The sequence below is a fragment of the Nitrosospira briensis C-128 genome (assembly GCF_000619905.2).
GTDB lineage: Bacteria > Pseudomonadota > Gammaproteobacteria > Burkholderiales > Nitrosomonadaceae > Nitrosospira > Nitrosospira briensis.
In genome coordinates this window covers 828,988-842,446 of record NZ_CP012371.1, presented here as the reverse complement: position 1 = coordinate 842,446, position 13,459 = coordinate 828,988, and the positions used below count along the sequence as shown (strand labels likewise).

Here is a 13,459-nt window from a genome sequence, read left to right as displayed (position 1 = left end):
CTGTGACTTGAGGAGAAAAATGACATGTGGAATTCTCTGAAAACGATGTGGACGATCTTTCTGCACATGTTCCGGCGCCGGGTAACGATCCAGTACCCGGACGAAAAGCCTGTTATTCCGCCACGTTGGCGCGGGCGCATCATCCTGAGCCGCGACCCTGACGGAGAAGAACGTTGTGTGGCCTGCTATCTCTGCGCCGCGGCGTGTCCGGTGGACTGCATCGCACTCCAGGCAACGGAAGATGAATATGGCCGGCGTTACCCGTCATTTTTCCGCATCAATTTTTCACGCTGCATTTTCTGCGGCTACTGCGAGGAAGCGTGTCCCACCGATGCAATCCAGCTTACCCCGGATTTTGAAATGGGCGAATACGACCGGAAAAACCTGGTGTACGAAAAAGAGGATCTGTTGATCGATGGCACTGGAAAATACCCCGGCTATAACTTCTACCGAGTGGCGGGCCTTGCGATCAAGGACAAGGACAAGGGCGAGGCCGAGAACGAGGCGCCCCCCGTGGATCTGCATCGCCTGCTGCCCTGATTCCGAAACAGAATGAGAAGTACGGAGGCACCATGGAATTCACATTTTATCTTTCTGGGGCCATCGCCATTGCGGCCACGCTGATGGTCATCGTCCGCTTGAGCGCCGTGCATGCGCTGCTCTACCTGATCGTCTCCCTGCTTGCCGTGGCAATCGTATTCTATGTGCTGGGCGCACCCTTTGCGGCCGCGCTGGAAGTCATCATTTACGCAGGTGCGATCATGGTGCTGTTCGTGTTTGTCATGATGATGCTCAACCTCGGCAAAACGGCTGCGGCAAAAGAGAGAGACTGGCTGAACCCCGGCATGTGGGCGGGACCCGCTGTCTTGGCGGCGCTGCTGCTGGCCGAGCTGCTTTATATCCTCATGCAAGACGGCAGCACGCCCGCCAGCGCTGCCGTGGTAGACGCGAAGGCGGTCGGCATCATCCTTTTCGGTCCCTATCTTCTGGGGGTTGAACTGGCTTCACTGCTGCTGCTGGCAGGATTGGTAGGAGCGTGTCATCTGGGATGGTACGAAGGCCGGCGCGGGAACGGGCATGACCATGAGAACGGCTGAGGCCATTGCCGCGATCCCCATGCATCACGGGTTGATGCTGGCGGCAATCCTGTTCGCATTGGGGGTGATCGGTGTCTTGGTGCGGCGCAACCTGATTTTCATCCTGATGTCGATCGAGATCATGCTCAATGCGGCCGGGCTTGCCTTCGTGGTTGCCGGTGCGCGGTGGGAGCAGGCCGATGGCCAGGTGATGCTCATCTTCATCCTCGCGGTGGCAGCGGTGGAAGTCTCGGTCGGCCTCGCACTGCTGCTGTTGCTCCATCGCCGCTTCCAGACCCTGGATGCCGACGCGGTGAGCAAGATGCGGGGATAACATGTTGTCCCTGCTCTGGCTTATTCCCACGCTGCCTCTGGCCGGCTTCCTGGTGCTGGCGCTCAGCGGACGATATCTGGGACATCGCAGTATTGCGGTAATTGGGACGAGCTCGGTGGCTCTCCCGGCACTCATCGCCATCCTGATCGGGATAGACTTCATCGCTGCGCCACCGCCGGGCTTTGTCTTTCGGCAGGAAGCATGGACCTGGATTGCTGTGGCCGGTTTCTCGCCAGGGATCGGCTTTTATCTCGACGCGTTATCACTGGTAATGGTCCTGGTCGTGACTGTCATCAGTTTCCTGATCCACCTCTATTCGACGGAATTCATGATTGGTGATGACGGCTATGCGCGCTTTTTCGCCTACATGAATCTCTTTGTCGGTTCGATGTGTATCCTGGTTCTTGCCGACAATCTACTGTTTCTTTACCTTGGCTGGGAAGGGGTGGGACTTTGCAGTTACCTGCTCATCGGATTCTGGTATCGGGACCCCGCCAATGGGCGCGCGGCGCGCAAGGCATTTATCGTGACCCGTATTGGCGATACCGCTATGGCGCTCGGCCTTTTTCTGCTGTTCACGCATCTGGGCACCCTTGATATCCAACCGTTGATGCAGCGTGTGATGCAGCAGTGGCCGGAGGGGTCGGAACTCGCTATTCTCGCTGCAGCGCTTCTGCTTGGCGGTGCGGTGGGCAAATCTGCCCAGTTCCCGCTACAGGTCTGGCTGCCTGACGCAATGGCCGGCCCCACGCCGGTGAGCGCGCTGATGCATGCTGCGACGATGGTAACGGCAGGCGTCTATCTGATCGCCCGCACGCATGTGCTCTTTTCGCTTGCGCCACCCGTACAACTGGCGGTAGCAGTAATAGGCGCTCTTACCCTGCTGCTGGCGGGGTTCAGTGCACTTGCCCAAAAAGACATCAAGCGCGTGCTCGCGTATTCGACCATCAGCCAGATCGGCTATATGTTCCTCGCGCTAGGGGTGGGCGCCTGGTCGGCAGCCATCTTTCACCTGATGACTCACGCCTTCTTCAAGGCTCTGCTGTTCCTGAGCGCAGGTGTGGTCATCATGAGCCTGCACGAGGAACATGATATTTTCCGGATGGGTGGGCTCAGGAAAAAACTTCCCGTTGCATTCTGGACTTTTCTGATTGGCAGTGCATCGCTCGCGGCGCTACCGCTCGTTACTGCGGGCTTCTACAGCAAGGACCTGATTCTTTGGCAGGCCTGGTCGTCAGCAGGAGGGAATCCATGGTTATGGGCTGCGGGATGGGGAGGTGCAATATTGACTGGCCTCTACATCTTTCGCGTGGTGTTTCTCGTCTTTTTTGGCGAAGCGAGGGCTGCGACGCCCCCCGATACCAGACGGCCAGGGCTGCGCATAACTATACCGCTTATAGTTCTTGCCGCACTCTCTCTAGTTGGTGGATGGATTGAAACTCCACCTTTTCTCGGCAATTTAACGCTGTTTTCCGATTTTGTTCAGCATGCCTTGCCGCCGGCTCGGGTCGTTCATGACGGTAAAAATGACGAAACCATTCTGGAACTGCTCGCAATTGCTGCCTCTCTTGGCAGCATCGCGTTGGCGTACCTGTTGTTTCTGAGATATCCCGCCTTTCTCCATGGACTGATGCTGATCCCGGCATTGGCAAGGATCCGGAAGTTCTGGCATTTTGGCTGGGGTTTCGACTGGTTTTACGAGTTCCTGTTCGTCTGGCCCTATCTCTGGCTCGCGTACGCCGATCGGCACGACGTGATCGACAATATCTACAAAATGGCGATTTCATTCACACTGAGGTGGCTCCAGAAGGTCGATCGGCACGACGTGATCGACTATATCTACAGCGGCCTGGCCGAGCTTTGCCTGTTTCTCTATCGCGCCTTGAGTGCAACGCAAAGCGGACAGGTACGCCGCTATGCGGCGGCGATTGCCGCCGGATCGATCGGTATTATATTCATCGGGATATTCGCATGATTCTCTTCACATTAATTTTCATCCTGGTGGCCGGCGGTGTGCTGTCATGGGTGGTTGAACGCAGCTGGCACCCAGGCTCTGCAAAGTGGGTTGCGCTGGCTACGGCGGGCATCGAGCTCGTATTGACTATATGGCTTTGGCTGCAGTCTGCCAGCGCTATGGCTCTTCCCGCTCACGGAGGGTGGCTTGCCGAGATCAGGGCGGAGTGGATTCCGCGTTTCGGAGTGAGCTTTCATCTGGCCATGGATGGAATAAGCCTCATCCTGGTCGTGCTGACCGCTTTTCTGGGGGTGGTATCGGTGGCATGTTCCTGGACGGAAATCCAGGAGCGTGCCGGGTTCTTTTACTTCAACCTGCTATGGACTTTGGCAGGGGCGGTCGGCGTATTCCTTGCGCTGGACCTGTTCCTGTTTTTCTTCTTCTGGGAGCTGATGCTGGTGCCGATGTATTTCATGATTGCGATCTGGGGCCATGAGAAGCGGCAGTATGCATCGATCAAGTTCTTCATTTTCACCGAGGGGAGCGGTCTGTTCATGCTGGTGGCAATTCTTGCGCTGGTATTCATCCACTACGGCAGCACTGGGGTCCTGACATTTGATTATTTCGAGCTGTTGAATACGGCCATGTCTCCCTCCACCGAGCTGTGGATCATGCTCGGCTTTTTCATTGCGTTCGCAGTCAAGACGCCCATCGTGCCATTTCACACCTGGCTGCCGGACGCACATACCGAGGCGCCGACAGCAGGAAGCGTGATTCTTGCAGGTGTGCTACTGAAAACCGGAGCCTACGGGCTATTGCGCTTCGTTGTTCCGCTATTTCCCCAGGCGGCGGGGTATTTTGCCCCGGTGGCGATGGCGTTGGGAGCAATCGGAATTCTCTACGGGGCTTTCCTGGCGTTCGCCCAGACAGATTTCAAGCGCCTCGTGGCCTACACCAGCGTGAGTCACCTGGGTTTTGCGGTGGTCGGGATATTCGCCTGGAATCCTTGGTCGCTTGGGGGGGCCGTGATGCAAATGATCGCGCACGGCATCAGTACGGGAGCACTGTTTGTAATTGCTGGCATTTTGCAGGAACGGACCCACACACGCGATATGCGTCGCTTTGGAGGCGTGTGGGGCGTCATGCCGCGCCTGGCGGCAATGGGATTGTTTTTTGCCATTGCCGCGCTTGGGCTGCCGGGAATGGGTAATTTCGTCGGGGAATTCCTGGTACTGATGGGATTATCCCGCGTCAACAGCGTGCTGGCGTCCGTTGCGGCCGTGGCATTCGTAACCAGTGTCGTGTATGGGCTTGCGCTCGTGCAGAAAATTTTTCATGGCGAGAATACGCATGGTTGGCAACTACATGATCTATCAGGCCGGGAAATGGCGACCCTGTATTCAATGGCGGCCATAACCCTATGGCTGGGGCTGTACCCGCAACCGGTGCTTGATACGGCAGCGCTCGCCATTGATGGTCCGCGGAACATTGCGACGGGGCAATATCACTCGGGTGCCGAATGATCCTGACGCACTCCGATCTGCTAGTCTTGCTGCCGCTCATCATTGTTGCGGCAAGTGCGGTGTCGGGGATGCTCGTCGCTGGTTTTTATCGCCGTTCACAGCCGGTGATGGTGCTGACGCTGCTCGGGCTGATCATCTCCCTTGCGGCGTTGCCTTTGGCGGCAAGTTTCGGGCCGCGTCAGGTTACCCCGCTGCTGATCTTGGATAACTACGCGCTCTTCTACATGGGCCTCATCTTTGCTGCGACCTTTGTCGTCACTGTTCTCTGCTATCGCTATTTCGGCGGCCGGGAAAGCCACCATGAAGCGCTTTATATCCTGCTGCTGCTGGCTGCGCTCGGCGGTGTGGTGCTGGTGGCGAGCAGCCATTTCGCCTCACTTCTGCTCGGGTTGGAGTTGCTCAGCGTTTCGCTTTTTGCGCTGATAGCCTACCCCCGAAGCGCCGAGCGTCCACTCGAAGCAGGCATTAAATACCTGATTCTGGCAGGCTTTTCCTCGGCATTCCTGCTGTTCGGCATGGCGTTGATCTATGCGCAACTGGGTACGATGCAGTTCGCGCGGATTGGCGCCCTGCCTGCCGTCTTTGCGCAAGGGCTCGACGCTTATGGACTTGCCGGGCTTGCGCTGATCCTGGTCGGCGCCGGATTCAAGCTCGCGCTGGTGCCATTCCATATGTGGACGCCAGACGTGTATGAAGGCGCGCCTGCACCGATATCCGCGTTCATTGCAACGGTTTCGAAAGGCGCCATGCTTGCGATGCTGCTACGTTATTTCGTCACGGCGGACGCACACCAGTCGCAATCGGTCGTGATGGCGTTGAGCCTCGTCGCAATCGTTACGATATTGGCAGGAAACCTGCTCGCGTTGCGCCAGGATAATATCAAGCGAATTCTTGCCTATTCATCTATCGCACAGCTTGGCTATCTGCTGGTCGGGTTCCTGGCGTTCGGCGCGATGGCGGTCGAGGCAGTGGCATACTACCTGGCCGCTTATTTCATTACGATGCTGGGTGCTTTCGGCGTTGTTACGGTATTGTCCAGGGGGACGCCGGAAAAGGACAGCGATATGCTTACCGACTACGCCGGCTTGTTCTGGCGCAGGCCTTGGCTCGCGGGCGTACTTACCGCCATGCTGCTGTCACTTGCAGGTATTCCGCTGACAATGGGGTTCATTGGCAAGTTCTACGTACTTGCAGCCGCCATCGGTGAATCCTTGTGGCTGCTCGTCATCGTTCTTGTGGTTGGCAGCGCAATGGGGCTGTACTACTATTTGCGCATCATTGCAGTCATGTGCGCATATGGCCCGGAGGCAGCCTCTGGACCAGGCACGCCCGCGGTACCGGCTTCGCTTGCGGAAAGTGTAACACTGGCGTTGCTGGCATTACTTCTGATAGGGCTGGGCGTTTCTCCGGGCCAGTTCATCCATGTGCTGGAAACAACGGTTGCGCACCTGACTTGATCAGCATCTGGTTTGATTATATTCGTAGCTATACTCACAGCTTTAGCGATTCCACATACCCGGTCATTTCAAAATAACCGCGGCCCGCGGGTTTGCCATCGCGGCTTACCGTGACCGCGCCTTCCCAATAAACCGCACCCGTCGATTGCCGGGAATCGAGCTCCTGGTCGTCTTGCAGTGGCGTCAGCAGCCATACGGTCGAGCCGGTTTGAATTCGCATTTCCACCGGATAAACGGCGTCCGTATGCGGGGAGCGCCAGGTACGCTGCGGCTGAAAGCTTACCTGGTCCGGCTCGAACCGCGTAAAGTGGCCGGAAGCATCGCGGATTCCCGCATATGACCATACTTTACGACCGTCTTTTCCGCGAATCAGAAATGCCATCAGGGAAGAGCCGTCGTCGAGATTGGCACCTACCCAATCCCATCCCTCGGCGCTGGGATCGAGATAGGCGGTGGACCACTCATGGTCGAGCCAGGCAATACCCTTGACAGCCATCTCCTTGTCGTTGTGAGTGACGGTTCCCGTCACTTGCAGCTGCGGTTCACTATAATAATAACTGGCTTGTTCCGGTAGCGGCCCTTTGTGTGAAAAGCCGTTGTCATCCTGCAGCATTGGCTTTTGCGTGGGTGTCAGCGAGAAGCGCAGCATGAAGTCGCGCGCTTTTATGGTCGTCTGGTAGCGGCCGTTTTCCTCGCGCAACATGTACCAATCGCCCAGCTTCACATCCGTATCGCCTTCTTTGGTATAAGCCAGGCCGAGGCCCTCGCGCGCGCTTTTCTGGTCGTGTAGCAGTTTACCTACCGCAGGATCCGATAACGCCGCGTGTGCGATGATGAGTTGTTTGGGAGCAAAGCGGCTTGGATTGGCCCGGTTGTGCTCGGTTGCCACGCGGAAAAACGTGATCTGGAAGCCAAGCGGTTTTTTGTCTGGCGTTTCCAGCCAGCCTGTGGCATACCACCACTCGTTGCGGAAGTCGGGATGTGCGCCGAAATCCCGCGGAAAAACGAGGGGCACGCCCGAGACAACCTGGGAAAATCTGGGCGGCTCAGCGGAGGTGGGTGTAGCCAGGAACCCGGCAATGAATAACGTAACGACCATGCTCAGTACCCGCACCGACCCTTTCGTGATGCCGAAAAGCCGGTATTTCCGTTTGCGGGAAGAACCGATATGGGCAGTGCTGCATTTCAAAATTTCCATCACCAATCCTCCCTTACTGCACGTATTGCATTGCCTGATACCGCGTGGCGGCCCGACAGCAGCGCGGTCAAAGCGGCCGATGCCGTTAATACGAAAGCTACCGCCAGCAATCCTCTCCATGGCAGGCTCAACTGCATGGTCCAGTGGAATGATTGAGGATTGACAATGAAGACGAGAATGAGGCTGATGCAACCGCCAAGCGCGAAGCCGAGCACAACGCCCAGCACAGTCACCAAGCCGCCTTCTACCGCCAGCATCGCCAGGATCTGCCGGCGGGTCGCGCCGATGTGGCGCAGCATGCCGAATTCCTTGCCGCGTGCTAAAGCTTGCGCCGAAAAACTTGCTGCCACACCAAGCAGGCCTATAACGATGGCAACCATTTCCAGCAGGTAGGTTACCGCAAAGCTTCGGTCGAAAAATTTCAGGCTGGACGCGTGTATCTCGCCGGGTTCGGAGAATTCCAGCGCATCGCCGAACGGCAAGCGCTTCATCGATGCAATCGCCTGCTCAGGTGTAACGCCTTCTTGCAGCCAAAGCGCGGCATCATTTACTTTGTTGTCCCCGGACAGCGCCTGGTAATCCGCCAGCCGCATCTGTATCGCGCCGAATTGCCGCCCATAATCGCGCCATACCCCGGCAACGACGAAAACGGGGGGAGAGGTCGCTATTGGCAGCGTTACCCGTGTGCCTGGCGTATAGCCGTATAGATCAACCATTGCTTCAGATACCCAGATTGGTATCGCATCCTTCGGCAGCAAGGCGGGTGCGACCACTTCGCCCGTCATCGGCAGAGTATTGCCGGGATCGGCCACGTCAATGGGCCGGGCAATCAGCGCGATGCTGGGCCGGCGTGGATCGAGCGTCAGTTGCGATGAGCGAAAAAAGTCCGCACGAGAGATACCGGGCGTGGCCGCGAGCGCCGCCATCTCATCTGGAGTAAGACCGCGCGTATCTCCGCTCGTTGCCGTCTTTACGTATAACTGGGCAGGCAGGATATGTTTCAACCAGTCATCGACCGAAACGCGAAAACTAGCGACCATGATCGCCATCGATACCATCAGCGTAAAGCTGGCCAGGACGCCGCCCAGCGCGATAGAGGCCTGATTGGGGGCGTTGGCCAGTCGGGCCAGCGCCAATAACGGCATGGCTCGGGATGTGCGTTTGCTTATGGCGGAAAACACAGCGGAGAAAATTAATGCCGACAGACGCGGCATGAGCGCAATGCCGCCTATCAGCAACAGCACCACCGCAAGATAACCAAAGATCGGTAGTTCGAAAATTGGCGGCAACTGCGTGAGCACACCCGCCAACGCCAAGCATACCAGGGCAGGCCAGGACGTAGCCAACTTCGAGAGTGCGGCATCTTCGCTACCGGATTTCAGCGCCGGCGCCGGTTTGGCGGTTGCCGCTTCCCAGGCGGGCGCGGCGCTACCCAGCAAGGTGGTGCTGAGTCCCAGCAAAAAAAGGAACGTCGCTACCACCGGGTCAAAATGCACGCTCGGTTTTACCCCGGAAAAAAATCCGCTTCCCAGGTCTCCGCCAAAAACGTGCAATGCGGTAGCAGCCGCTACGTAACCCAAGGCAAGACCCAACAGCGAACCAACGATGCCAAGGGAGCCCCCCTCAAGCAGAATTTGACCCAGCAGTTGCCGTCGCGTCAGCCCGAGCACACGCAACAGAGCGAATTGGTGGCGCCGCCGAACGACCGAAAGCGCCTGCGTCGAAAATACCAGAAATGTGCCGGTGAATAGCGCCACCATGGCAAGCATGTTCAGATTGACGCGATAAGCGCGCGACATATTGGCAACACGGGTTTCCTGATCCGCGGGTTCCGTGACCAGAAATTGTCCGCGCAGTTCCAGTTCCTGTTCAAGCGCTGCCTTGAATGCGGCATGACCGATACCCGGCACCAGTTTCAATTCGATGCGCGATAACTGGCCGATGCGCTGGAAGCGCCATTGCGCTGCGCCGATATCCATCACGCCGATCCGTTGCCCTGCGCGGGCCCGTGTCAAACCACCGGCAACCCGTAGTGTGATAGCTTGGGTTCCGACGCGCAATTTCAGTGGATCGCCTAATTTTACGCCCAGCCATTCCATTGCAGCAGGAGACAGGAAGATGGCATCGTCTGCCAGGATATCGAAGAGCTTGTCTTCACCCGGGATGCCGATCAGGTCCGGCGTCATGATCGAGGCGCGGAAAATATCCAGCCCGAGGATTTTCAGGGTGGCGCCCTTGTTTTCGTCGCGATTGCCGGGAATGGCGACATCGAGCTCCAACACCGGATTGGCGAGTTCGACACCATCATATTCCGCCAGAACCGGGAAAAGCGATTCGTCGAAGGTGGCTTGTGCGCCGCGCACCTGAAGGTCGGATTGCCCGGAAACACTTCTGGCGGCGGCCGAAAATTCATTGAAGGCGGCCGCGTTGATCAGATGTATCGCAAACCCGAGCGCCACCCCAATCGCGATTGCAGCGACGGCGACTGCGGCTTGCGACCGATGGGCCCGCCATTCGCCCCACAACAACCAGCGGGAAAGCGCGCCGCTATGCGTCAGCTTCGCCATCTGCTTTGAGGTGATGCTGCCGAACTTTCCGGGTTTAATGGATGCAATCCATCTTTTGTCAGCACCAGCACGCGGTCTGCCGTTGCCGCTGCTGCGAGCGAGTGGGTGACAATAATGCCGGAAGCGCCATTCGCCTTGATTTCGGTGCGCATCAGCGTGAGGATGTCGTGGGCCGTATCCGGATCGAGGTTGCCCGTAGGTTCATCCGCCAGGATCAGCTTCGGGCGGTGGACCAGTGCCCGGGCGATTGCAACGCGCTGCAACTCGCCACCGGACAGTTGGCGCGAGAAGTGGTCTCCTCTGCCGCTTAGGCCAACAGCGAGCAGCATTTGCCAGGTTCGTTCCGCGGCTTCTTCGGCCTGAATACCATTCAACAGCAAGGGCAGGGCGATGTTCTGGCTCAGCGTCAGATGCGGCAGGATGTGAAAAGCCTGAAAAATGAAGCCGAATTCCTTGCGTCGCAACCGCGTTGCCGCATCGTCATCCAACGAAGACATGGCGATGCCGTCAATCAGCACTTCGCCCGAGTCCGGGGCATCCAAACCGGCGATCAGGTTCAACAGTGTGGATTTACCGACCCCGGACTCGCCCATGATCGCCACATACTCGCCGGCGTCGAGAATATAGGACAAATCGGCCAACACCCGCCGTCCGCTCGCATAGGCTTTTCCGATATGGCGCAGTTCCAGCATGAAGGACCTTAACTGCCCGCTTGCCGGACGGCGCAGTACGCAGCCATATGACGTAACGATGGCGACAACGATGGCTGCGTCGTATCCGCATGGCAGACAGGATAAAAGGCAGGAAATGGAAATTGCATGAGACTGTTCATTGGGAGGAAAACCCTATTGTACTTCGAACTGAAAATCATAAAACCGGCTTTCTCCAGCTACGTTCCGAGTATTCCTCTCGAAGTTGCTTGCCGAACACATGCAATGGTGCTTTTTTCCTTTGCCAAAATTCTTTAGTAGAAACTGGAGGGCGGCAGATAGTCTATGGTTTGTTAACACAATAAGTGCTTCGACGATCAAGCGAAGTGTATGAAGCCAGTGAACACTACATCCAGCTAGTGCGGATAAGTACCTCCATGCGCTTCTTTCGCCCTTCTTGCGTCAGCCGTTGGTAAGATCATCCCATAGGAGATATACGCCATAAGCCCAATTGCGCAGCATCGTCGCCTCTTGTGGATACGACGAATGACGTGGTTTGGTCATAAGGACGGTGATGCGCCATTTGGCCTCCTTGGTCACGGCGGCATAACTTCAAGTTTTTGTGTTACGCATGGATGGCTTCTTTCTTGATATCTTTCAAGGTTAGAACTTTGGCCAGCGTATTTTCAGGCTCAGTCTCGGCCATAACAAGGTCATAGTGCGTTTGAAGATTCAGCCAGTAATTCGGCGTCATGTCGAAGAAGCGAGCAAGGCGCAGGGCCGTATCGGCAGAAATACCGCGCCTTTTCAAAACAATGTCGTTTAGGCGCGTACGGGGAACACTCATGGCCTTTGCTAAGGCATATACGCTAATACCAAGCGGCTCTAGAAACTCCTCTTTGAGTATCTCGCCGGGATGAGAAATCAGGTTCCTGCGGTTGTCTTTTGTAGTCACTACCGTAACTCCTAGTGATAGTCTTCGATTTTTACATCATGCGTATCGCCATCTCTCCAGATAAAACAGATGCGCCATTGTTTATTTATACGGATACTATGCTCAGCCTTCCGCTCACCCTTCAGCCTTTCCAACTGATTGCCGGGAGGAACGAGAAGATCCTTTATATCTTCGGTCGCGTGTAGTGCCTGAAGGCGGGCATAAGCTCTTTTTTTAAGAGTTGCTGGAAGTTTTCGGCTTTTACCCGTAAGCCAAAACTCTTCTGTCTCTTTGTCTTTAAAACTAAGTATCATAATATATTAACGTAACGGAAAGAATTACGTATGTCAAGAGCCCGGTACTCAGGCCCGGCCAAAGGCAGCGATAATTTCATCCGTGATCTGTGCATACATATTCTTCAGGATTTATTCAGAGATTCCCATGTCGTTCAGGCGCCTTCCTCCGGTGGCTTCACGGTTCTAAACATCCGAAGCAATAGCAAGTCATAGATAATTTTCAGCCCGCCCGCGATAACCAGCGGCCAGCCGAAGGACGATATGCTTAACAGATAGCCGGCCAGCAAAGGACCCGCGGCGGATGCCAGGCTGCGCGGAACCGAAGTCATACTTGCTGCCGCCGCACGTTCCGCCGGGGGCACGATCGCCATGACATATGAGCTTCGCGCCGGCACATCCATTTGCGAAAGACCGCTCCGTATCAGCAATAGTGCAATTGCCCAGCCCAGCGTCGGCATGAATGGGATGAGAATCAAAAGTATATTCGCGGGCAAATGCGTAAATACCATCGTATTTATCAATCCAAACCGATTGGCAATGCGAATCGCCGCCAGGTAGGAGAGCGCGGAGAATATACCGGTCCAGAAAAAAATAGTCCCAGCCATCGAAATGGAAAGCTGAAACTTCTGGAACAACCATAACGCGAGCATTGATTGCACCACAAAGCCGCCGCCAAACGCATCCAGGCTGAATAATGCAGCGAGAGTAAAGACGATCTTTCTGGATTTCTTTAATGGAGCGGAGCGGGCCTTGTTTGCGGTTCCCGTCTCGGTAGTCCCGGCTTCTTTTGGCAGGGTTGCATAAATTGCCGCGCACAACAATCCTATTATGCCGTACAACACAAACATGGCTTGCAGTGCGTCTCTGGCATCGATCTGGATTGAGGCCGCTGCAAAGTCAGGTAACCCGGCAGCGAGCGCTCCAGCGGCTGCCACAAGGGCACCGACCATGCTATACCGCACGAAGACGGCGGTGCGCTGGCGGTCCTCCACAAATCGAGAGAGAACCGCATGCTCAAGCGGTAAAAACAGGCTGACGTCGCCACTGGAAGGGTTCAATGTCCCTACGAAAGCCACCAGCAGCAAGGGCCAGAACTCAGTGATGGCCGCAAAGCTGAAGCCGGTTGCGGCCATCAGCGCAGTCGCCGTCAGCAATAACGTCTTATAGGTGAAGCGATAGGCCTGGAAACCAGCCAATAATGTCACGATGCCGGACCCGATCAGGGTGGCGGTCGTGATGATGCCAACCTGAAACGGATTCATGCCCAGCGCGATCAGATAGATCGGCAGCAGCAGACTGACGTAGCCATCGCCAAAGGCCCGCAGGCCGCGAACCCATAAAATGCGGGTGAGAATGGGTGAATTCACTTCGAGCTCAAGCGTGAAAGACGGACGAGATATATATCACGAGCACGCTGGATTCATCTCCTTTCGAGAGTTTTCGGCAGAGAGGCGTTGTCCTGTTTGATGG

At 56.3% G+C, this 13,459-nt stretch carries 13 protein-coding genes; 7 read left to right on the top strand and 6 right to left on the bottom strand.

Annotated features, from left to right (window positions below):
* Nucleotides 1–24 precede the first annotated feature (24 nt).
* From nuoI to F822_RS03800, 6 genes are read left to right on the top strand one after another with little or no spacing between them, the layout of a single operon-like run.
* Entirely contained in the window at nt 25–540 is a 516-nt protein-coding gene (nuoI, locus tag F822_RS03825; RefSeq protein ID WP_025040710.1) for an NADH-quinone oxidoreductase subunit NuoI, read from the top strand.
* Between the two features lie 32 nt (nt 541–572).
* Entirely contained in the window at nt 573–1,097 is a 525-nt protein-coding gene (gene nuoJ / locus F822_RS03820) for an NADH-quinone oxidoreductase subunit J (protein ID WP_025040709.1), read from the top strand.
* Nucleotides 1,078–1,410, top strand: a complete 333-nt coding sequence (nuoK, locus tag F822_RS03815; protein ID WP_269430524.1) for an NADH-quinone oxidoreductase subunit NuoK — start codon at nt 1,078–1,080, stop codon at nt 1,408–1,410. Before nuoJ ends, nuoK begins: the two co-directional genes overlap by 20 nt.
* Nucleotide 1,411: 1 nt before the next feature.
* Complete coding sequence (gene nuoL, locus F822_RS03810) at nt 1,412–3,385, top strand: NADH-quinone oxidoreductase subunit L (protein ID WP_025040707.1); 1,974 nt, start codon at nt 1,412–1,414, stop codon at nt 3,383–3,385.
* The gene (gene nuoM, locus F822_RS03805) at nt 3,382–4,887 is read left to right on the top strand and encodes an NADH-quinone oxidoreductase subunit M (RefSeq protein ID WP_025040706.1); all 1,506 of its coding nucleotides are present in this window, start codon (nt 3,382–3,384) and stop codon (nt 4,885–4,887) included. Before nuoL ends, nuoM begins: the two co-directional genes overlap by 4 nt.
* Complete coding sequence (locus F822_RS03800) at nt 4,884–6,344, top strand: NADH-quinone oxidoreductase subunit N (RefSeq protein WP_036575436.1); 1,461 nt, start codon at nt 4,884–4,886, stop codon at nt 6,342–6,344. The genes nuoM and F822_RS03800 overlap by 4 nt, the downstream gene beginning before the upstream one ends.
* A 34-nt stretch (nt 6,345–6,378) precedes the next feature.
* On the opposite strand, the gene F822_RS03795 is transcribed toward F822_RS03800, so the two are convergent.
* The 3 genes from F822_RS03795 to F822_RS03785 are packed head-to-tail and all read right to left on the bottom strand — an operon-like array spanning nt 6,379 to nt 10,801.
* Nucleotides 6,379–7,542 (bottom strand): lipocalin-like domain-containing protein, encoded by a 1,164-nt coding sequence (locus tag F822_RS03795; protein WP_082204594.1) that lies wholly within the window; start codon nt 7,540–7,542, stop codon nt 6,379–6,381.
* A complete protein-coding gene (locus tag F822_RS03790) occupies nt 7,542–10,109 on the bottom strand; it encodes an FtsX-like permease family protein (protein WP_036575432.1) in 2,568 nt (855 codons plus the stop codon). Before F822_RS03790 ends, F822_RS03795 begins: the two co-directional genes overlap by 1 nt.
* Nucleotides 10,097–10,801 carry an ABC transporter ATP-binding protein gene (locus F822_RS03785; RefSeq protein ID WP_025040702.1) on the bottom strand — a complete coding sequence of 235 codons (705 nt, stop codon included), beginning with the start codon at nt 10,799–10,801 and terminating at the stop codon, nt 10,097–10,099. Before F822_RS03785 ends, F822_RS03790 begins: the two co-directional genes overlap by 13 nt.
* Between F822_RS03785 and F822_RS15855 the strand changes: the two genes are divergently transcribed.
* Complete coding sequence (locus F822_RS15855) at nt 10,800–10,931, top strand: hypothetical protein (RefSeq protein ID WP_269430523.1); 132 nt, start codon at nt 10,800–10,802, stop codon at nt 10,929–10,931. The genes F822_RS03785 and F822_RS15855 overlap by 2 nt on opposite strands.
* 453 nt (nt 10,932–11,384) lie before the next feature.
* On the opposite strand, the gene F822_RS03780 is transcribed toward F822_RS15855, so the two are convergent.
* The 3 genes from F822_RS03780 to F822_RS03770 form a co-directional block, all read right to left on the bottom strand.
* Nucleotides 11,385–11,714, bottom strand: a complete 330-nt coding sequence (locus tag F822_RS03780) for a HigA family addiction module antitoxin (protein ID WP_025040701.1) — start codon at nt 11,712–11,714, stop codon at nt 11,385–11,387.
* Between the two features lie 11 nt (nt 11,715–11,725).
* The gene (locus F822_RS03775) at nt 11,726–12,007 is read right to left on the bottom strand and encodes a type II toxin-antitoxin system RelE/ParE family toxin (RefSeq protein WP_025040700.1); all 282 of its coding nucleotides are present in this window, start codon (nt 12,005–12,007) and stop codon (nt 11,726–11,728) included.
* Nucleotides 12,008–12,141: 134 nt separating this feature from the next.
* Nucleotides 12,142–13,356: an MFS transporter gene (locus tag F822_RS03770; RefSeq protein WP_025040699.1), complete on the bottom strand. Its 1,215-nt coding sequence runs from the start codon at nt 13,354–13,356 to the stop codon at nt 12,142–12,144.
* Nucleotides 13,357–13,459: the final 103 nt, after the last annotated feature.

Bases quoted from the DNA above. Each gene is read 5' to 3' on its own strand.
- nuoM (WP_025040706.1), top strand. From the start codon at position 3,382: ATGATTCTCTTCACATTAATTTTCATCCTGGTGGCCGGCGGTGTGCTG.
- nuoL (WP_025040707.1), top strand. From the start codon at position 1,412: ATGTTGTCCCTGCTCTGGCTTATTCCCACGCTGCCTCTGGCCGGCTTC.
- F822_RS03795 (WP_082204594.1), bottom strand. From the start codon at position 7,542: ATGGAAATTTTGAAATGCAGCACTGCCCATATCGGTTCTTCCCGCAAA.
- nuoI (WP_025040710.1), top strand. From the start codon at position 25: ATGTGGAATTCTCTGAAAACGATGTGGACGATCTTTCTGCACATGTTC.
- F822_RS03785 (WP_025040702.1), bottom strand. From the start codon at position 10,801: ATGCTGGAACTGCGCCATATCGGAAAAGCCTATGCGAGCGGACGGCGG.
- F822_RS03775 (WP_025040700.1), bottom strand. From the start codon at position 12,007: ATGATACTTAGTTTTAAAGACAAAGAGACAGAAGAGTTTTGGCTTACG.
- nuoK (WP_269430524.1), top strand. From the start codon at position 1,078: ATGACCATGAGAACGGCTGAGGCCATTGCCGCGATCCCCATGCATCAC.
- F822_RS03800 (WP_036575436.1), top strand. From the start codon at position 4,884: ATGATCCTGACGCACTCCGATCTGCTAGTCTTGCTGCCGCTCATCATT.
- F822_RS15855 (WP_269430523.1), top strand. From the start codon at position 10,800: ATGAAGGACCTTAACTGCCCGCTTGCCGGACGGCGCAGTACGCAGCCA.
- F822_RS03790 (WP_036575432.1), bottom strand. From the start codon at position 10,109: ATGGCGAAGCTGACGCATAGCGGCGCGCTTTCCCGCTGGTTGTTGTGG.
- nuoJ (WP_025040709.1), top strand. From the start codon at position 573: ATGGAATTCACATTTTATCTTTCTGGGGCCATCGCCATTGCGGCCACG.